General features: G+C 66.5%; 18 protein-coding genes. 6 read left to right on the top strand and 12 right to left on the bottom strand.

The window, feature by feature from the left end:
- The first annotated feature begins 55 nt into the window (after positions 1 to 55).
- Together IEX32_RS04290 and IEX32_RS04285 are read left to right on the top strand one after the other, a co-directional pair.
- Positions 56 to 487 (top strand): MarR family winged helix-turn-helix transcriptional regulator, encoded by a 432-nt coding sequence (locus IEX32_RS04290; protein WP_229736005.1) that lies wholly within the window; start codon positions 56 to 58, stop codon positions 485 to 487.
- A gap of 124 nt (positions 488 to 611) precedes the next feature.
- Positions 612 to 1,013: a metallopeptidase family protein gene (locus tag IEX32_RS04285; RefSeq protein ID WP_188768752.1), complete on the top strand. Its 402-nt coding sequence runs from the start codon at positions 612 to 614 to the stop codon at positions 1,011 to 1,013.
- Positions 1,014 to 1,260: 247 nt separating this feature from the next.
- Here IEX32_RS04285 and IEX32_RS04280 read toward each other — a convergent pair whose 3' ends face one another.
- Positions 1,261 to 2,322: a class I SAM-dependent methyltransferase gene (locus tag IEX32_RS04280; protein ID WP_229735939.1), complete on the bottom strand. Its 1,062-nt coding sequence runs from the start codon at positions 2,320 to 2,322 to the stop codon at positions 1,261 to 1,263.
- Positions 2,322 to 3,218, bottom strand: coding sequence for a prolipoprotein diacylglyceryl transferase (gene lgt, locus IEX32_RS04275; RefSeq protein ID WP_188768750.1), 897 nt, complete (start codon positions 3,216 to 3,218; stop codon positions 2,322 to 2,324). The genes IEX32_RS04280 and lgt overlap by 1 nt, the downstream gene beginning before the upstream one ends.
- 202 nt (positions 3,219 to 3,420) lie before the next feature.
- Here lgt and IEX32_RS04270 point away from each other — a divergent pair, with 202 nt between their 5' ends.
- A complete protein-coding gene (locus tag IEX32_RS04270) occupies positions 3,421 to 6,180 on the top strand; it encodes a [protein-PII] uridylyltransferase (protein WP_188768748.1) in 2,760 nt (919 codons plus the stop codon).
- Positions 6,181 to 6,227: 47 nt separating this feature from the next.
- The gene (locus IEX32_RS04265; RefSeq protein ID WP_188768744.1) at positions 6,228 to 7,010 is read left to right on the top strand and encodes a 3-hydroxybutyrate dehydrogenase; all 783 of its coding nucleotides are present in this window, start codon (positions 6,228 to 6,230) and stop codon (positions 7,008 to 7,010) included.
- Positions 7,011 to 7,100: 90 nt separating this feature from the next.
- On the opposite strand, the gene IEX32_RS04260 is transcribed toward IEX32_RS04265, so the two are convergent.
- The 6 genes from IEX32_RS04260 to IEX32_RS04235 form a co-directional block, all read right to left on the bottom strand.
- Complete coding sequence (locus tag IEX32_RS04260) at positions 7,101 to 7,814, bottom strand: hypothetical protein (RefSeq protein WP_188768743.1); 714 nt, start codon at positions 7,812 to 7,814, stop codon at positions 7,101 to 7,103.
- 285 nt (positions 7,815 to 8,099) lie between these two features.
- Positions 8,100 to 8,546 (bottom strand): glycine zipper 2TM domain-containing protein, encoded by a 447-nt coding sequence (locus tag IEX32_RS04255; RefSeq protein ID WP_188768742.1) that lies wholly within the window; start codon positions 8,544 to 8,546, stop codon positions 8,100 to 8,102.
- Between the two features lie 196 nt (positions 8,547 to 8,742).
- Positions 8,743 to 10,068 carry a dihydroorotase gene (locus IEX32_RS04250; RefSeq protein WP_188768740.1) on the bottom strand — a complete coding sequence of 442 codons (1,326 nt, stop codon included), beginning with the start codon at positions 10,066 to 10,068 and terminating at the stop codon, positions 8,743 to 8,745.
- 165 nt (positions 10,069 to 10,233) lie between these two features.
- On the bottom strand, positions 10,234 to 10,914 hold the full coding sequence (locus tag IEX32_RS04245; protein WP_188768737.1) for an HPP family protein: 681 nt from the start codon (positions 10,912 to 10,914) through the stop codon (positions 10,234 to 10,236).
- Positions 10,915 to 11,386: 472 nt separating this feature from the next.
- Positions 11,387 to 11,965 carry a nitroreductase family protein gene (locus IEX32_RS04240; RefSeq protein WP_188768735.1) on the bottom strand — a complete coding sequence of 193 codons (579 nt, stop codon included), beginning with the start codon at positions 11,963 to 11,965 and terminating at the stop codon, positions 11,387 to 11,389.
- A 37-nt stretch (positions 11,966 to 12,002) separates the two neighbouring features.
- On the bottom strand, positions 12,003 to 12,701 hold the full coding sequence (locus IEX32_RS04235; protein WP_188768733.1) for a pirin family protein: 699 nt from the start codon (positions 12,699 to 12,701) through the stop codon (positions 12,003 to 12,005).
- 122 nt (positions 12,702 to 12,823) lie between these two features.
- Here IEX32_RS04235 and IEX32_RS04230 point away from each other — a divergent pair, with 122 nt between their 5' ends.
- Positions 12,824 to 13,765: a LysR family transcriptional regulator gene (locus IEX32_RS04230; RefSeq protein WP_188768731.1), complete on the top strand. Its 942-nt coding sequence runs from the start codon at positions 12,824 to 12,826 to the stop codon at positions 13,763 to 13,765.
- 13 nt (positions 13,766 to 13,778) lie between these two features.
- Positions 13,779 to 14,528 carry a CAF17-like 4Fe-4S cluster assembly/insertion protein YgfZ gene (gene ygfZ, locus IEX32_RS04225; protein ID WP_188768729.1) on the top strand — a complete coding sequence of 250 codons (750 nt, stop codon included), beginning with the start codon at positions 13,779 to 13,781 and terminating at the stop codon, positions 14,526 to 14,528.
- Between the two features lie 36 nt (positions 14,529 to 14,564).
- On the opposite strand, the gene IEX32_RS04220 is transcribed toward ygfZ, so the two are convergent.
- The 4 genes from IEX32_RS04220 to rplU all read right to left on the bottom strand — a co-directional run bounded on the left by IEX32_RS04220 (position 14,565) and on the right by rplU (position 16,784).
- Complete coding sequence (locus IEX32_RS04220) at positions 14,565 to 15,122, bottom strand: GNAT family N-acetyltransferase (protein WP_188768727.1); 558 nt, start codon at positions 15,120 to 15,122, stop codon at positions 14,565 to 14,567.
- A 231-nt stretch (positions 15,123 to 15,353) separates the two neighbouring features.
- Positions 15,354 to 15,929, bottom strand: a complete 576-nt coding sequence (locus IEX32_RS04215) for a GNAT family N-acetyltransferase (protein ID WP_188768725.1) — start codon at positions 15,927 to 15,929, stop codon at positions 15,354 to 15,356.
- A 263-nt stretch (positions 15,930 to 16,192) separates the two neighbouring features.
- Complete coding sequence (gene rpmA / locus IEX32_RS04210; protein ID WP_067734922.1) at positions 16,193 to 16,462, bottom strand: 50S ribosomal protein L27; 270 nt, start codon at positions 16,460 to 16,462, stop codon at positions 16,193 to 16,195.
- A 25-nt stretch (positions 16,463 to 16,487) separates the two neighbouring features.
- On the bottom strand, positions 16,488 to 16,784 hold the full coding sequence (gene rplU / locus IEX32_RS04205; RefSeq protein WP_188768723.1) for a 50S ribosomal protein L21: 297 nt from the start codon (positions 16,782 to 16,784) through the stop codon (positions 16,488 to 16,490).
- Positions 16,785 to 16,965 lie beyond the last annotated feature (181 nt).

The following is a 16,965-nucleotide window of genomic DNA, read 5'->3' as shown; positions in this document are numbered from 1 at the left end:
GCATTGAATTTGCTATTGTCAATAGCAATATGGGAGGTGAACGATCTTGCCACGCGTGATGCCAGACGATCCGCTCAACGAATTACCGGGCTATGCCCTGCGCCGGGCGGCCAATGCCATGATGGCCGAACTCACCGCGCGGCTCGTGCCTCTGGACCTGCGCATTTCCGACGCCTCGGTGCTGATGCTGATCGCCGAGCGCACGGACATGACTTCCAGCGACATCGGCAAGGTTCTCGACATCCAGCGCGCGAACATGGTGCCCCTGCTCAACCGGCTTGAAGCCGCGGGCCTCATCGCGCGCAAGCCGATCGACCGGAAATCGCAGGCGGTCGTCCTCACGCCGGAGGGCCGCGAGCGCCTGGCCGATACGCGCGCCATCGTCACCTGCTTCGAGGATGATCTGATGGCCCGGATCCCCGACGAGCACCGCCCCCACTTCCTGCCCGCGCTCAGGGCGCTGGTGGGCCAGCCGGTCGATCCATAGAATTCGGGCCTAGACAGTGCCAACCGGATCGTTACGAAACTGCAGCCATGTCTTGCGGTGACGCAGCTGCCGCTGTCGGGTATTACGAACATATGACCAAGACCCCGCAAGACAAGGTCCGCAGATGAACGGCACGATCGGCGCCGCGCCATCAGCGGCGGATTTCGAAGCCCTCGCCCGGTCCGCCTTCGCGCGGATTCCGGACCCTTTCGCGCAGCACCTCAACGGCATCACGGTCCACGTCGAGGAGTTCGCCGACGAAGAGACACTGGAAGCCCTCGGCATAGAGGACGCATGGGAACTGACGGGCCTCTATCAGGGGCGGCCGATGGAAGACGAATCGGTCTGGGTCGCCGGCGAACTGCCTTCACGCATCGTCCTCTACCGCCAGCCGCTGCTCGCCGAATGGTGCGAGACGGGGGTCAGCCTCGAAGCGCTCGTCACGCATGTCGTGATCCACGAGGTCGGCCATCACTTCGGCCTCTCCGACGCGCAGATGCACGCGCTCGAAGGGCAGGCTCACTAGGTCGCATGTGACGCCTGCCTGCCGCACGTCGCCGTTTGTCGGGGAAAGCGGACGTACCAAATCCTCCCCGGAACGGGGAGGTGGCAGCCGGAGGCTGACGGAGGGGTCGGAATCTCTCGCCTTGAACCTCAATTCGATCTGCGAGCCTCCGACCCCTCCACCACCCGCTTCGCGGGCGGTCCCCCTCCCCGTCCCGGGGAGGATCTGGATGGCTGCTTGTCGGCGCGAGCGGAAATTCCGCCGCGCTTCAGAACCCCGCCCCGTCCGGCCACTCGGGCGAGGCAAGGCCCATGACCTTGAATAGGACGCCCATCTGATCCTCGGCGATCAGCCGTTCCATGGCGGCATGTACAGCCGCAGCGTGTTGCGGAGCCGCTTCGGCGAGCGTCCGGGCGCGGTGCTCGATACCGAGCGAGCGCAGCCAGTCGCCCTGCGGCACCGTGCCGAGGTGACGTACACCGCGTGAACGCGCGACATCTGCCATGGCCGCGAAGTCAACGTGCGCGGTCAGGTCCGCCTCGCCGGGCATCTCGAACGGATCGACCTTGGCATGCGCGCGTAGCGCCTGCAGTGTCGAACCGGTTCGGGGAGCGTCATGTCCGTAGTCGATCAGCAGCGCAGCACCGCCCTGCCTCGTCAGCCGGCCGGCGATCTCGTAGACCACCGAGGCGGCGGCCGGGCAGGTCTCTATCAGGGTGCCGTCCGGCGCGGCACGCAGGGAATCCGGCACGGCGGCGTCCATCGGCCTGTCGCCGGCCACCGGGACGAAACGCTCACCGTCGAGGCCCACCATGCGTTCACGCCAGCCGCCGGGGGTCTTCACCAGCTGGCGCACCGGCAGCGCGTCAAGGAACTCGTTGCCGACGATCAGGAGCGGCCCGCGCATCGGCACCGACGAGAGATCGTCATGCCACCGCGCCCCCGGCACGGCGGCGAGCTGGATGTCCCGCAGCGCGCCCGAGCCCTCTACGAAGTGAACCGAGGGTTCGAGCCCGAAATGCTTCATCGCGCGCAGCGCATCGCGCGCCAGCGTGCCGCGTCCCGGCCCGAGTTCGACGTACCCGACGTTCTTCGGGCGCCCGGCCCGGGTCCAGATGTCGGTCAGCCAAAGGCCGATCAGCTCTCCGAAGATCTGGCTGATCTCGGGCGCGGTGATGAAATCGCCCCCCGTGCCGAGCGGGTCCTTGCCCGCATAGTAGCGCGCGTTCGATTCGCCCATGTAGTGCATGAGCGTAATCGGACCGTAATTGGCGATCAGCCGCCGGAAGATGGTCGCCAGCGGGTCCGGCATCTCTTCGGGCGCGGCCATCAGGCGACGGCGGGCCTGCCCGTTGCGACCGCCGGCCGGGCAAGCGCGCGGACGACGAGGAAGAGGCCGAGCAGGATCAGCGGAATCGTCAGCCACTGCCCCATCGACAGCCCGGTCTGGCGCGCGAACTCGGCAAGCTGCGCGTCGGGCTCGCGATAGAACTCCACGAAGAAGCGCGCGCTGCCGATACCGGCCGTGAAGACGCCGACGAGCAGCCCGGGGCGGAAGCGCGCGCGCGTCTTCCAGAACAGCAGCAGCATGATCACGATCATCAGCAAGCCCTCCAGCCCGGCCTCGTAAAGCTGGCTGGGGTGGCGCGGCAACTGGTCGGGCGCGTCGGGGAAAACCATCGCCCAGGGCAGGTTCGGATCGGTAACGACGCGGCCCCAAAGTTCGCCGTTGACGAAATTGGCAAGCCGCCCGAACAGCATGCCGAACGGCACGCAGACGGAAAGATAGTCCGCCACGCGCAGGAAATTGAGGCCGCCGCGCCACGCAACCCAGGCAATCGCCAGCAGCACGCCGATCACGCCGCCGTGAAAGCTCATGCCCCCGTGCCACAGCGAGAGCAACTCGCCCGGATGGAGCCACAAGCTGGGAATGCCGGTATCGCCGCCGGTATAGAACGTTGCATAACCAAGTCGCCCGCCCAGGATAATGCCCAGCGTGCAGTAGAAGAACAGGTCGTCGGCATGGCGCTGCGCCAGCGGTGCGCCCGGCGCCTTGGCCATGCGCGTCAGGTGCCAGTAGCCCAGGACGATGCCGGCAAGATAGGCCAGCGAATAGTAGCGCAGCGTGAAGAAGCCCAGGTCGATCCCGTTTTTCAGGCCCAGCTCGACCCAGTAGATCGGCTCATGCGTCTGCGCGGCAGCGGCGGCAAGGGTAATCAGGGACAAGCGCTCGACCTCGTATTGTCTGTCACCGTGGTGTCGGCACCGCCACGGCGGCTCCGGTGCGCGCCTTCTGGCATAGGCTGAGGGGCGATGGTAGCCGGGTTTTAAGCCCTGCCCTGTAAATGCACCGATCGCAGCACCCGATGCAATTCATCGGCACGAGCGGCTTTCCCTCGCAAGCCCCGGAGTCTAGAAGCCGTTAGCCATGAGCGTCATTCGCATTCCCTCTCCCCGTTCGGTCGTCGACCGCCGCCACCTCGTCCTTGTCATAGACAGGATCGTCGCGGAACACGGCCATACCAAGGGGCGCCGCTTCATCGTCGAAGCGCTGCGCGAGGCGCTCGACAAGGGCCGCGCGGAAATCGCCCGGCGGCTGATCGACAAGCCGTCCGCCGGGCACGACATTGCCGAGGCGCAGGCCTTCCTCGTCGACCAGATCATCCGCGTGATCCACGATCATGTGGTGAACAACGTCTACCCGGTGGGCAACCGCTCGCGCGGCGAGCGCCTGACGATCGTGGCCGTGGGCGGCTATGGGCGCGGCGAGATGGCGCCGCACTCGGACGTCGACATCGCCTTCCTGACCCCAATCAAGCAAACCGCCTGGTGCGAGCAGGTGATCGAGGCGATGCTCTATTTCCTCTGGGATCTGGCGCTCAAGATCGGCCATTCCAGCCGTTCGCTCGACGAGATGGTGAAGATGAGCCGCTCGGACCTGACGATCCGCACGGCCATGCTCGAAGGCCGCTACGTCTGGGGCGATCAGGATCTGTTCGAGGAGGCCCGCCAGCGCTTCTGGAAGGATGTCGTCGCCGGCACCGAGCGGCAGTTCGTGGTCGAGAAGCTGGGCGAGCGCGAGGAACGGCACAAGCGCATGGGCGACAGCCGCTATGTCGTCGAGCCCAACGTCAAGGAAGGCAAGGGGAGCCTGCGCGACCTGCACACGCTCTACTGGATCGGCAAGTACATCTACAAGGTGCGCGATCCCAGCGAACTCGTCGACGTCGGCCTGCTGACGAGGAAGGAATACCTCGCCTTCCGCCGTGCCGAGAACTTCTTCTGGGCCGTGCGCTGCCACCTGCACACGATCACGAAGCGCGCCGAGGACCGCCTGACCTTCGACCTGCAGCGCGAGGTCGCCGCGCGGATGAACTACGCCGACCGCCCCGGCAAGCGAGCGGTCGAACGCTTCATGCATTTCTTCTTCCTGCAGGCCAAGGTCGTCGGCAACCTGACCGGCGTGTTCCTGGCGCAGCTCGACGAGCAGTTCGCGAGGAAGACGCCGCGCGGCCTGCTGGCCGGGTTCCGCGCCCGGCAGCGCACGCTGAAGGGCTACAAGGTCTTCGGCGGCCGCATCAAGGCGCCCACGGACGACTGGTTCGAAGCCGACCCGGTGCGCATGCTCGAAATCTTCGCGCTCGCCGAGAAGGAAGGCCTGGAGATCCACCCGGAGACGATGCGCCTGATTTCCCGCGACGCCGTGCTCATCAAGGGCGATATGCGCCGCGACAAGCGCGCCAACGAGCTGTTCATGGATCTGCTCACCGGCCGCAACACCCCCGAAGCCAGCCTGCGCGCGCTCAACGAGGCGGGCGTGTTCGGCCGTTTCGTCACCGAGTTCGGCCGCGTCAACGCGCAGATGCAGTTCGACATGTACCACCACTACACGGTGGACGAGCACACGATTCGTGCCATCGGCCTGCTGGCGCGGATCGAAAAGGGCGAGCTCAAGGACGACCACCCGCTGGCGCACGACATCGTCCACAAAGTCCGCTCGCGCCGCGCGCTCTATGCGTCCGTGCTGCTGCACGACATCGCCAAGGGGCGCGGCGGCGACCACTCCGAGCTGGGCGCGGAGATCGCGCTCAAGCTCTGCCCGCGCTTCGGCCTCGACGAAGACGAGACCGACCTGGTGAGCTGGCTGGTGCGCAACCACCTGCTGCTCTCCGCCACGGCGTTCAAACGCGATCTGTCGGACACCAAGACCATCGCCGACTTCGTGCAGGTGGTGCAGTCGCTCGACCGCCTGCGCCAGCTCACGCTGCTCACCATCGTCGACATCCGCGCGGTCGGCCCCGGCACCTGGAACAGCTGGAAGCGCCAGCTCATCGGCGAGCTCTATGCGGCGACCGAGGAACGCCTGCGTCTGGGCCATGCCGAATTCGGGCGCGAGAAGCGCATCGCCGCGAAGAAGGCCGCGGTCGAGGCGCTGGAGCCGGAAAATGCGGCGCTGGTCAGGAACGTCGGCGGCAAGTTCGTCGACGCCTACTGGATCGCCGAGAGCGAAGACGTCATCGCCAAGAACCTGGCCCAGCTCGAAGCGGCCGAGGCGCAGGCCGATCCGCTTTCGATCCATACCGAGTACTACCCGGCGCACGGTGCGACGCTGGTAACCGTCATCGCAGCCGACCACCCCGGCCTGTTCTACCGCATCGCCGGCGGCATCCACCTGGCGGGCGGCAACATCATCGACGCGCGCATTCACACCACGCGCACGGGCCGCGCGGTCGACAACTTCCTGGTGCAGGATCCGCTCGGCCGCCCGTTCATGGAGGAAAGCCAGCTCCAGCGGCTGCGCACCTCGATCGAGAACGCACTGGCCAACCGGATCAAGATCCTGCCGCAACTCGTCGCCAAGCCCCACGCCCGCCCGCGCGCCGACGCCTTCGAGGTGCGCCCGCGCGTGCTCTTCGACAACCGGGCCTCCAACCGCTTCACCGTGGTCGAGGTCAATGCCCGCGACCGGCCGGCGCTGCTCAACCGGCTTGCCCATGCGCTCTTCGAAGCCAAGCTGATGGTCTATTCCGCGCATATCGCCACTTACGGCGAGCGCGCGGCGGACACATTCTACGTCACCGACCTGCTCGGCGAGAAGCTGACGTCGACGAGCCGGCTCAAGGCGCTCGAACGTCGCCTGCTGGAAGCGGCGAGCGAACGAACCGTCGAGAACGAAGTGGCGGCCTGAGCGTCGGACCGGGAGCGCTGCGTGACCGCATCCAACGGAGAACCTGCATGAAGCTCAAGGACAAGGTCTGCATCGTCACCGGCGCGGCCAGCGGCATCGGCAACGCCATCGCCCACCGTTACGCGTCCGAAGGCGGCAAGGTCGCGATTGCCGACCTCAACGTCGACGCCGCCGAAAAGGCTGCGGCGGACATCCGCGAGACGTTCGGTACCGAGGCCATGGCCGTCGCCATGGACGTGACCAGCCAGGAGCAGGTCGACGCGGGCGTCGCGAAAGTGGTCGAGGCCTGGGCCGCAGTCGACGTGCTCGTCTCCAACGCCGGAATCCAGATCGTCAATCCGGTGGAGGAGTTCGCTTTTTCGGACTGGAAGAAGATGCTCGCGATCCATCTCGACGGCGCCTTCCTCACCTCGAAAGCCTGCCTGCCGCACATGTATGCGCAAGGGTCGGGCTCGATCATCTTCATGGGCTCGGTCCATTCCAAGGAAGCGAGCCCACTCAAGAGCGCCTATGTGACGGCCAAGCACGGTCTCCTCGGCCTCTCGCGCGTGATCGCCAAGGAAGGCGGCAAGAAGGGCGTGCGCACCAACGTAATCTGCCCCGGATTCGTACGCACCCCGCTGGTGGACAAGCAGATCCCCGAACAGGCCAGGGAACTCGGCATTCCCGAGGCGGAAGTGATCAGCCGCGTGATGCTCGGCCAGACGGTCGATGGCGAATTCACCACTGTCGAGGATATCGCCGAAGTCGCCCTGTTCTTCGCCGCGTTCGAAACCAATGCGCTGACCGGCCAGTCGCTGGTCGCGAGCCACGGCTGGTTCATGGAATAGGCATTCGCCCGGGCGGCGGTGGTCTTTCGGCAACGCCGGCAGCGGGCGGAGACGAGGCGAATCTCCGCTCGATCCCCCGGCGTCCGGCCGTTATTTCCCGCTGGTGACCAGATCCACTTCGGTCACGCCGCCGTCGCGCTTGCGGGCATAGACGACGTAGGCCTTGCCGCCCTTGCGGCCGCCGATGACGTGGTCGTTGCCATCGAGCCTGTACTCCGCCCCGTAGCCCGCCTTGTTCGCCATCGTGTAGTAGAAGCTCGCGACGTCCTGCGGTGAGACCGGCGTGGCGTAGCTGACCACGCGCAGCGAGCAGCCGTCGCTGTCCGTTCCCGCCGCTTCCTGCACCGCGCCGCGCGGATAGACCGGAATCTCGGCCGGCAGCCTGGCCGCCCAGGTATTCGAATAGGTGACCTTGCTGGCGCAGTCGGTCTGCGCGGCCTTGGTTTCCTGAGCCACCTGCGCAGCGGTCGCGGCAGCCTCGGTCAGCGCCGCCGTGCTGCCCTTCTGCGGCTGCGGGGCGGACTTCAACGCGCCGCCGGCTGCATCCGCGGCGTCCGCCTTCGCTGCCTGGATCGCCTCCGGAGAACGCTGTTCGGGCGGCAGCGTGATCTGGCCGCCATCGGCACCAAGCGCCGCGCCGTCCTGCCCGGCCATATCGGGATCGACCATGATCTGATCGCCAAGCGCGCCGCTCAGAGCCGGGTCGGTTTCGCCTCCCTCGGGCTGCTTCTTGTCCGAATTGCAACCGGCGAGCATGAGCGTACCGGCAAGGCCCAGTGCCATGAGACGGGCGGGATTCTTCATCGTCGCATTCCTTCGTTGCCACGGACGGACACGGCGGCATGACTTTCGGACCCATGCCGAAACACGCCGCCATTCCGCATCAATACGAAGGCCATGCCCAAAACACGAGACAATTGCGCGCCCGATCGCGGCCACGTCCCATTTCGGGAAAGGGCGGCCACCAAAGATTGAGGGCGCCCGCGAGCAAGCCGCAGACGCCCTCCCGCCCGACTGCACCAAAAGTGCAAGACCGGGCGGTGTCCCCGCGCGTCGCCGTCCGCGCGGGGTGTCTGCTATGGTTTCACGTTAGCGGCAGCGGTTGTCGCCACGGTCGACCTCACGGCCGAGCAGCGCGCCGACCACGCCGCCGATCAGGGTGCCGGCGGTCCGGTCGTGTCCGCCGTCGATCTCGCGGCCGAGCAAGGCACCGGCAGCGCCGCCGATGAGCAGCCCGGTCGTGCCGTTCTGCTTGCGGCAGTAATAGCGCCCATCTCCGCCGCGCCAGACGCGGGTGTCGCGATAGACAGGCTCGCCGTGGTTGCGGTAGCTGCGATAGTCCCCGCGATAGCCACGGCGGTCATAATCACGCCAACGGCGGTCGCGGTCCCGGCTGCGTTCGTAAACCTGCTCGCCGGGAGCACGGAAGTCCGCACCGTGGGGCGACGCATAGCCCGTAGCCGCCATGGCGGGCGCTGCGGTGGCGAGGCTGGCGGCCGCGGCGGTGAGAGCGGCTGCCTTGAAGAATGCGTTCATCTCATGTCTCCTTTCTGGCGGAGGGGCCAATCGGGGGCACGATCCGCGGTACGCATTCATCTTTAGGGGCATGAATATGAACGGACTGCAACGCGTCTGTCAGATTTCGTAATTTCGACGAAACGAGTTTTGCCGAGCGACGAATCGCCCACTGGAGCGCGATTTCTTCAGACCGGCGAGGCAGCGAGAACCCTTGTCAGAGCGCGCCGGCGAAGCGTAGCGGCTCGCCGCGCGCGGCATTGGCGAGCTGGCCTTCCCACATCGCACTATGCCCGCGAATGATCGTACCGATCACGCGGCCGCGCAGTTCCATCCCGGTGAAGGGCGACCAGCCGCAGCGGCTTTCCACCCAGTCCTCGGTAATGGTGAAGCTGCCCTTGCGATCGACCACGGTGAAGTCGGCGTCGTATCCGGCGGCGATGCGGCCCTTGCCGACGAGGCCGAAAACGCGCTGCACGCCGCTGGAGGTCATGTCGATCAGGCGCTCCAGCGTCATGTTGCCCCTGGCGACGTGGTCGAGCATCAGCGGCAGCAGCGTCTGCACGCCCGGCATGCCCGAGGGGCTGGCCGGATAGCTCTTGGCCTTCTCTTCCTTGGTATGCGGCGCATGGTCCGAGCCGATCACGTCGGGTACGCCCTGGCGCAGCCAGTGCCACAGTCCCGCGACATGCGCGGCCGAACGGATCGGCGGGTTCATCTGCGCATAGCTGCCGAGCCGGGGATAGGCATCCTCCGCCTCCAGCGTGAGGTGCTGCGGCGTCACCTCGCACGTCGCGATGTCGCGGTGCTGCGCGATCAGTTCCAACTCGGCGGGCGTGGTGACGTGGAGAATATGGATCGGCCGCTTCGCCGCGCGGGCAAGGCGCAGGATGCGCCGCGTCGCCAGCATCGCGCTTTCATCGTCGCGCCAGACCGGGTGCGAGGCGGGATCGCCATCGACCCGGAAGTGCTTGCGCGCGTTCATCCGCTCCTCGTCCTCGGCATGGATGGCGACCCGGCGGCGGCCGTGGGCCAGCACGCGCGCGAGCTGCTCGTCTTCGGCGACGAGCAGGCTGCCGGTGGAGGCGCCCATGAAGATCTTGACGCCCGCCGTGCCGGGGATGCGCTCAAGCTCGCCCAGCTCTTCGGCATTCTCCGCCGTCGCGCCGACGTAGAAGGCGTGGTCGCAGTACATGCGGTGCAGCGCGCGATCGAGCTTGTCGTGAACGCGCATCACGCTGTCGGTGTTGGGCGAGGTGTTGGGCATCTCGAACACCGCCGTGACGCCGCCCATCACCGCCGCGCGGCTGCCGCTTTCAAGGTCTTCCTTGTGCTCCAGGCCCGGCTCGCGGAAGTGGACCTGGCTGTCGATCACGCCGGGCAGGATGTCGAGCCCGGTGCAGTCGATCCGGCGATCCGCGTCGGGGTATGACCCGATGCCGAGTATCTTCCCGCCGCGCACCGCGACATCGGCCGTTTGCGTGCCGTTCGGCGTGTGAACCGTGCCGCCGGCAAGGACGAGTTCGGGTGCGCTGGCGGTCATCGGGCGGTCCTCTTCTGCTGGCTCAGGTGTCACTCGGGTTTACACGGCCCTGAAATAAAATCACGGGGGCCGCGTCTGAAGCCGGACCTAAGCCTGCGGGAGAGATCGTGCAAGAAGGGGCGCGCGCATCGGGCCACAACACCCCCGCAGGACAGCCCTCGACTGCTAGCGGCCGCGCCCCTTGCGCAGGAGCGCCTGACAGAAGGCGTCGAGATCGTCGATGTCGACATCGAGCACTTCGTTCCATTCGGCCAGCACGGCTTCGATATCCTCGCGGGTATAGGCCGGGACCGGTGCGGGCGGGACGCGGACAGGAACGTGCGGCCAGGGGTGTCCCGTCAGGTTGTTGTAGAACCACCCGACAGCCACCAGCGCGGCGACGTTGGCCGTGATCGCGCCCATCCATGCCCAGTCCCACTGCTCCGCGCCGGCCGCGCCCAGCGCGTAGAGGAGCGCGCAGGCACCGCCCGGCGGATGCAGGCAGCGCAGCAGTGACATGAGCGCGATAGCGATGCAGAGCGCCAGGCTCGCCGCCAGCCAGGGCACGCCGATCATGTGGCCAAGCGCCAGCCCCACCACCGCCGAAACCAGGTCTCCGCCGATAACCGGCCAGGGCTGGGCCAGCGGACTGGCAGGAACGCAGAACACCAGAACCGCCGATGCGCCCAGCGGCGCGACCAGCAGCGGCAAGGGAATCGCGAAGTCGGAAATCCTGAGCAGCAGCCCGGTCAGGCCGGCGGCCAGCGCGATCGCCAGAGCCGCGCCGACCGCGCCGCGCAGCCAGCCCAGGTGTCCGATCGCCGCGCGAGGCATCGGTGAGGCCAGTTTCAGGACCACATCTATCATGGGGGCGCCCCTGCCCGCTTCCGACCGGGCAGCCCAGAGAGAAGTTCTTTTCCGCAGTCATCTGGCACTTGAGACGGCACCAGCCCCGGATCGAAAGGCGACCATATCGCGGGCGACTTCGCGGCGGGCAATGTCCGCGGGCGCCGACATTGCTGTCATCCAGATCCTCCCCGGAACGGGGAGGGGGACCGCCCGCGAAGCGGGTGGTGGAGGGGTCGGAGGCTCTCCGATCGCATGGAGGTTCAAGGCGAGAGCTTCCGACCCCTCCGTCAGCCTCCGGCTGCCACCTCCCCGTTCCGGGGAGGGTTTGACACGTCCCTTCCCCCAAAAATCCGACAACCCTGGCAACGCATTCACAAAGAAAACAATCGCCAGAATAAAAGGCCCGGCCTGCCTTGCGGGCAGACCGGGCCAGTCGGAGCGTTCCCCGGGGAGGAGGGGGACGGGAACGCTCGCGGGGGGCTTCGCGAAGTCAGGCGAACTTGCCGGCCCAGGCGATTTCGGAAACGGGCCTGCGCATGCTCGGGATCTCGCGCTCCTGCAGGAAATCGGGCAACGTGTCCTTCGGCGCCTGCCGACCGATCGCAAAGGCCGCCTCAAGGCGGTGATCCTCCGGAATGCCGAGCGCCTGTTCCGCCTCGCCGAACTTCAGCCCGGTCATGCCGTGGGTGTGATAGCCCATGGCGTGGGCCTGCAGCGCCGCGAGCGCCCATGCCGCGCCGGCATCGAAGCTGTGGCTGTGATTGTCCGAATTGCCCTTTTCCGAACGCATGAGCCGGTCAGAGACGACAAAGACGAGCGCCGAGGCGTTCTTCGCCCAGCCCTGATTGAACTCGATCAGCTGTGAGAGCAGCAGTTCCCAGTTCTCATCGTCGCGGCGGGCGTAGAGGAACCGCCACGGCTGGGCATTGAAGGCCGAAGGCGCCCATCCGGCCGCCTCGAAAATCACGTCGAGGTCCTGCTGCGGGATCTCGCTGCCGTCGAAGGCGCGAGGGCTCCAGCGCTCGACAATCATTGTTTCAACTCTGGGATTTGCGGAACGTCCGTGCATGTCGTGATCCTGTAGTTCAGAGAGAGAGAGGGGAGTTTCAGGCCGCGTCGACGAGGACCAGCTCGGCGTCCTCGAGAGCGGTCACGGTGATGGTATCGAGCCCGGTGATCGCGACGCCGTCGCGCGCCTCGGCCTCGACGTCGCCCACGCGAACGCGGCCTTTGGCGGAGACGAGATAGGCATGGCGGTCCTTCGCCGTCTGGTAGGTGAGGGTCTCGCCCGCCTTGACCGCAGCGCCCAGTACGCGGGCGTCGGCGCGGATCGGCAGTGCGTCCCCGTCGCCTTCCATGCCGCTGGCGAGCGTCACGAAACGGCCGGCACGATCGTCCTTCGGAAAGGGACGCGCGCCCCAGCCCGGGGCCTCGCCGCGACGGTCGGGCAGGATCCAGATCTGGAACAGCGTCGTTTCCTCGTCCTCCACGTTGTATTCGGAATGGACGATCCCCGTGCCGGCGCTCATGACCTGGACGTCGCCGGCCTCGGTGCGGCCCTTGTTGCCCAGGCTGTCCTCATGCGTGATTGCGCCTTTGCGCACGTAAGTGACGATTTCCATGTCACGATGCGGATGCGAGGGGAAACCGGACTTCGGCGCGATCGTGTCGTCGTTCCAGACCCGCAGGCGGCCCCAGTTGGTGCGCGCGGGATCGTGATATTCGGCGAACGAAAAGTGATGATGGGCATCAAGCCAGCCATGGTCGGCGGCGCCAAGGCTGCTGAAGGGACGCAATTCGATCATGGCTGCACTCCTTGTCGTGAAACTGCTCAGGGAAGGGATTCCCTTGCTCGGCCTCCCAGATAGGCCTTGCAGGCATCTCGGAAAATTGTGATAAAATTGACCGAAATGTTCGAGATTTCCGAATGCCTGACCTGACCCCGCCCAGCCTCGATCACTTGCGCTGCTTTCTTGCCGTCGTCGAGGAAGGGAGCTTCAACCGCGCGGCGAAAAGACTCGGGCGGGCGATCTCGGTGATCAGCTATGCCATCGCGCAGCTCGAGAGCCAGCTCGACGTGCGCCTTTTCGACCGCGAGGGTTCGCGCAAGCCGCAACTGACCGAGGCCGGCAAGGCCTTGCTGTCCGAGGCGCGCGCGATCTCCGACGACGTGGACGGTCTGCTCGCCAAAGTGCGCAGTCTGCGCCAGGGCCTCGAGGCCGAACTGTCGCTCGCCGTCGACGTGATGGTGCCGGGCGGCTGCCTCGCATCGCTGCTGCGCGAGTTCCAGGCGCTGTTCCCCACCGTCCCGCTGCGCCTCCATGTCGAAGGGCTCGGAGCGGTGGCGGCGCTGGTGCTCGACGGCAAGGCAACGCTTGCCATCGCCGGGCCGGACATCCTGAACATGCCCGAACTGCATCGCGAGGCGGTCGGCGCGGTCGATCTCGTGCCGGTCGCGGCGCCGTCGCATCCGCTCGCCCGGGCCGGCGCGATTCCCCCTGGCGAAGCGCGCAAGCATCTTCAGCTCGTCCTGACCGATCGCTCGCCGCTGACCGAGGGGCGTGACTTTGCGGTGTTCAGCCCGCACACGTGGCGGCTTGGCGACCTCGGCGCCAAGCATGCGCTGCTCAAGGAGGGCATCGGCTGGGGCTCCATGCCGCGTCACGCCGTGCAGGCCGATCTCGACAGCGGCGCGCTGGTCGAACTTCGCCTGCCCGAGCAGCCTTCGACGGGCTACGCGCTCTTCGCGCTCTGGCGCAAGGATTGTCCGCCGGGGCCGGCCGCGCTCTGGGTCCTCGATGAAATGCGCGAGAGACTGGGCAAACGCGTGCAAATGACGGCGAACCCCTTGCCGGTGCGGGGGAAATAGCCATGTTGGGCCAATGACTGCTACCCGTCTTTTCGACCGCGCCGTGCTGCGCGTCTCGCCGCGTGAAGGTTCCGGCGAGGATGTCGCCGAATTCCTGCAGGGCCTCGTCACGTCCGACGTGAAGGGAACGCTGCCGGTCTGGGCCGGGCTGCTCTCGCCCCAGGGCAAGGCCCTGTTCGATTTTCTCGTCTGGCCTTCCGGCGAAGGGGACCTGCTGATCGACTGCGAGGCGGATGCCGCCGAAGCGCTGATCAAGCGCCTCTCCATGTATCGTCTGCGCCGCGCGATCAACATCGCCCGCGACGATTCGCTGGCGGTCCGCTGGCGTCCGCATGTCGGCGACGGCGCGGCCTCCGATCCGCGTCTGGCCGCGCTGGGCGAACGCTGGATCGCGCCCGTCGATCCGGCGGAGGGAAGCAATGGCGATGGCGCCGATGCCGCCTGGCGCGCGCATCGTCTGGCACTCGGCGTCACTGAAGGGCGCGCCGAGCTGGGGGACGGCGACACGCTCTGGCTGGAATGCAATGCCGCCGAACTGGGCGGCGTCAGCTTCACCAAGGGCTGCTACGTCGGGCAGGAGAACACCGCCCGGATGAACTGGCGGCAGAAGGTCAACCGGCGGCTCGTGGTCGTCCCGCTCGAACAATCGAGCGAAAAGCGCCGGCGCGCGGCCTATCCCGAACTGGGGCTCGCCATCGACCACGCGCGGATCGAAAATGTCGATCCGGCAATCTGGCCCGAGTGGCTCAAGACAGAAGCCTGACGCGCGCCGTCCCAGGTAGCGGGGCGACTGCGGCGATCAGGCCTCCATCGCCTCGGCAATGGCCGCGATCTGCTGGCTTGCGCGCCTTTCCAGTTCAACGAGATAGACACGCACCGGCTGATCGTCATCGTGATCGATGACGCTACGCGAGTGATCGTCGCTCAGTTCGTGAAATCCCAGGCGCTCAAGCACGGACGCCGAACCGGGAGCATCGGCGAAGTGCTTCGCGAACACCCGGGGGTGGCCCAGCGAGCGGGCCTGCTTGAGCGCGGCGCGTATCGCCTCGGTCGCATAGCCTTTGCCGCGGTAGCGTGGACGCACCCAATAGCCCATCTCGACATCTTCGCCGATGCGGCCGAAGGCAATGCCTCCGACGAGTTCGGGGCCGTCGGCCGAGCGCAGATACATGAAGAAGTGCGGCAGGCGCGGATCGCGTGGCTGCTGGATAAAACGCTGCAATTCGCGCCGGGTTCTGGGCCAGGGCTCGACAGTTACACCCGGCCGGTCCTCATAGTCCCCCAGCGCGCCGTAGACATCTTCGGCGTCTTCGGGCCATGCTGGCCTCAGGAATAGTCTCTCCGTGCGGACGAACATCTTTGGTCCTCCGTAGTCTTTTTGTTTTGCAGGCTCACCATGCATCGATTCGCGCGCAAATGCACGGGGAATAGTGCTCGGACGAGCCTTCCGGTCCCCGCATGCGACGCGCAAGCCGGGACTCAAGGAATTGTGGCGTTTTCACAAGTTAGCGGATTTCCGCGCAGAAGCCAAACCTGCGGGTCGTCCGGCCAGCCCACCCCCCTGGAAGGCTGCGCCGAACTGTTCCGATTATGCGGCGCGCTTCTCGGCCTCGTGAGAGGCGAGGCGGTTCATGTCATCATCGCAGCCGCCCGGCATATCCAGCTCCAGCGCATATTCGCGTGCCGGATAGGCCATGCCGCGCACCTTGCTGTAACGCTCGATGATCCGGCCGGTCTGGCGGAAGCCGGCATTCCCGAGCACGCGGCCCGATGCAGGATTGTCAAGAAAATGGCTGGCGACGATGCGCTGATGGCCCAGAGCGCACGCCAGCCCCGTCACCGCGCGCGCGGCCTCGATGGCATAGCCCTTGCCCGAGTAGTCGCGGCCGATCCAGTAGCACAGCTCAACGTCCTCGCCGCGCCGCTCCAGGGCGACACAGCCAATCACGCGCGCGCCACGAGCGTCCGGCAGGGTCACCAGGAACCGCGGCAGGCGCGGCGGCGTCCCGTGATCGAGGAACCGGCGCGCGTCCTCGCCCGTGACGGGCCAGGTCGAACTGGCAAGGCTACGCATGACCTTTTCGTCAGCGATCAGGGTTTCCAGCTCCCTCCAGTCCTCAGCCCAGCCGGGCCGCAGGAACAGTCTTTCACTGCGAATGAACATTTCAGCTCTCTCCACTCACCCGCCGCGCCATCGTTGTAGCGGACGTGCGTGACGTTGACGTTACGCCCGGTATTCAAAGCAGCTGATCTCCGCGATGGCTTGGAGGAATGCGCCAAACGCAAAAAAGATCAGCTCGCCTGGGGCGATCGGGGAGGGAGAAAAGCAAAAAGGGAGACAGGCGGTGGCCCTCTCCCTCGTTCAGCCGGACTTGTGGTGCCCGGCAGGGCCATCCCGTCAGGATGGCCCGTTACCGACCATCCGATTTATTCGGCGGCTTCCGCCATGGCGTCGACCGACACGTATTTGCGGCCGAGCTTGCCGTCGTGGAAGCGTACGCGGCCCTCGGCCAGCGCGAACAGGGTGTGATCCTTGCCCATGCCGACGTTCACGCCCGGGTACACCCTGGTACCGCGCTGGCGGATGATGATGTTGCCGCCAACGACTTCCTGGCCGCCGAACTTCTTCACGCCGAGGCGACGGCCTGCAGAATCGCGACCGTTACGCGACGAACCGCCTGCTTTCTTATGTGCCATTTCCCGTTACTCCGAATGCTGGGGCTCAGCCGACCGACACGATGCGCAGCAGGGTCATCTGCTGGCGGTGGCCGTTCTTGCGACGGTAGTTGTGGCGGCGGCGCTTCTTGAACACCACGACCTTCTCGCTCTTGGCCTGCGCGATGATCTCGGCCGAAACCTTGATCTTCGAGGCATCGGCGACATCGCCGTCCTTGCCCGCGAGCAGAACGTCGCCCAGAGTGATCGTCTCGCCGGCTTCACCCGCTAGCTTCTCGACCGCGATCTTGTCTCCGGCGGCAACCCGATACTGCTTGCCGCCCGTGCGCACTACTGCGAACATGGTGCCCTTACCTAATCTCAAATATGCCCGAAACGAGCCGAAACAACCTTGCCCCGGCCGCTGCATTCCACCGAAGAGCAGAACCTTGCGGGCGACGCGCCGGCCGCCCCGCGTGGTGCGAGGTGCCGGAAAGAGAGCGTGCCGTTAGTGCACCGCCCGATTCGTGTCAACCGCAGACTGG

The sequence above is a fragment of the Novosphingobium endophyticum genome, assembly GCF_014640675.1.
GTDB lineage: Bacteria > Pseudomonadota > Alphaproteobacteria > Sphingomonadales > Sphingomonadaceae > Novosphingobium > Novosphingobium endophyticum.
The sequence above is the reverse complement of the archived record's forward strand: the minus strand, read 5'-3'. Positions and strand labels throughout refer to the sequence as shown.

Bases quoted from the DNA above. Each gene is read 5' to 3' on its own strand.
- IEX32_RS04260 (WP_188768743.1), bottom strand. From the start codon at position 7,814: ATGAAGAATCCCGCCCGTCTCATGGCACTGGGCCTTGCCGGTACGCTC.
- IEX32_RS04230 (WP_188768731.1), top strand. From the start codon at position 12,824: ATGCCTGACCTGACCCCGCCCAGCCTCGATCACTTGCGCTGCTTTCTT.
- IEX32_RS04285 (WP_188768752.1), top strand. From the start codon at position 612: ATGAACGGCACGATCGGCGCCGCGCCATCAGCGGCGGATTTCGAAGCC.
- IEX32_RS04255 (WP_188768742.1), bottom strand. From the start codon at position 8,546: ATGAACGCATTCTTCAAGGCAGCCGCTCTCACCGCCGCGGCCGCCAGC.
- IEX32_RS04280 (WP_229735939.1), bottom strand. From the start codon at position 2,322: ATGGCCGCGCCCGAAGAGATGCCGGACCCGCTGGCGACCATCTTCCGG.
- IEX32_RS04240 (WP_188768735.1), bottom strand. From the start codon at position 11,965: ATGCACGGACGTTCCGCAAATCCCAGAGTTGAAACAATGATTGTCGAG.
- ygfZ (WP_188768729.1), top strand. From the start codon at position 13,779: ATGACTGCTACCCGTCTTTTCGACCGCGCCGTGCTGCGCGTCTCGCCG.
- IEX32_RS04250 (WP_188768740.1), bottom strand. From the start codon at position 10,068: ATGACCGCCAGCGCACCCGAACTCGTCCTTGCCGGCGGCACGGTTCAC.
- IEX32_RS04245 (WP_188768737.1), bottom strand. From the start codon at position 10,914: ATGATAGATGTGGTCCTGAAACTGGCCTCACCGATGCCTCGCGCGGCG.
- IEX32_RS04220 (WP_188768727.1), bottom strand. From the start codon at position 15,122: ATGTTCGTCCGCACGGAGAGACTATTCCTGAGGCCAGCATGGCCCGAA.
- rplU (WP_188768723.1), bottom strand. From the start codon at position 16,784: ATGTTCGCAGTAGTGCGCACGGGCGGCAAGCAGTATCGGGTTGCCGCC.
- IEX32_RS04265 (WP_188768744.1), top strand. From the start codon at position 6,228: ATGAAGCTCAAGGACAAGGTCTGCATCGTCACCGGCGCGGCCAGCGGC.
- IEX32_RS04235 (WP_188768733.1), bottom strand. From the start codon at position 12,701: ATGATCGAATTGCGTCCCTTCAGCAGCCTTGGCGCCGCCGACCATGGC.
- IEX32_RS04270 (WP_188768748.1), top strand. From the start codon at position 3,421: ATGAGCGTCATTCGCATTCCCTCTCCCCGTTCGGTCGTCGACCGCCGC.
- IEX32_RS04215 (WP_188768725.1), bottom strand. From the start codon at position 15,929: ATGTTCATTCGCAGTGAAAGACTGTTCCTGCGGCCCGGCTGGGCTGAG.
- rpmA (WP_067734922.1), bottom strand. From the start codon at position 16,462: ATGGCACATAAGAAAGCAGGCGGTTCGTCGCGTAACGGTCGCGATTCT.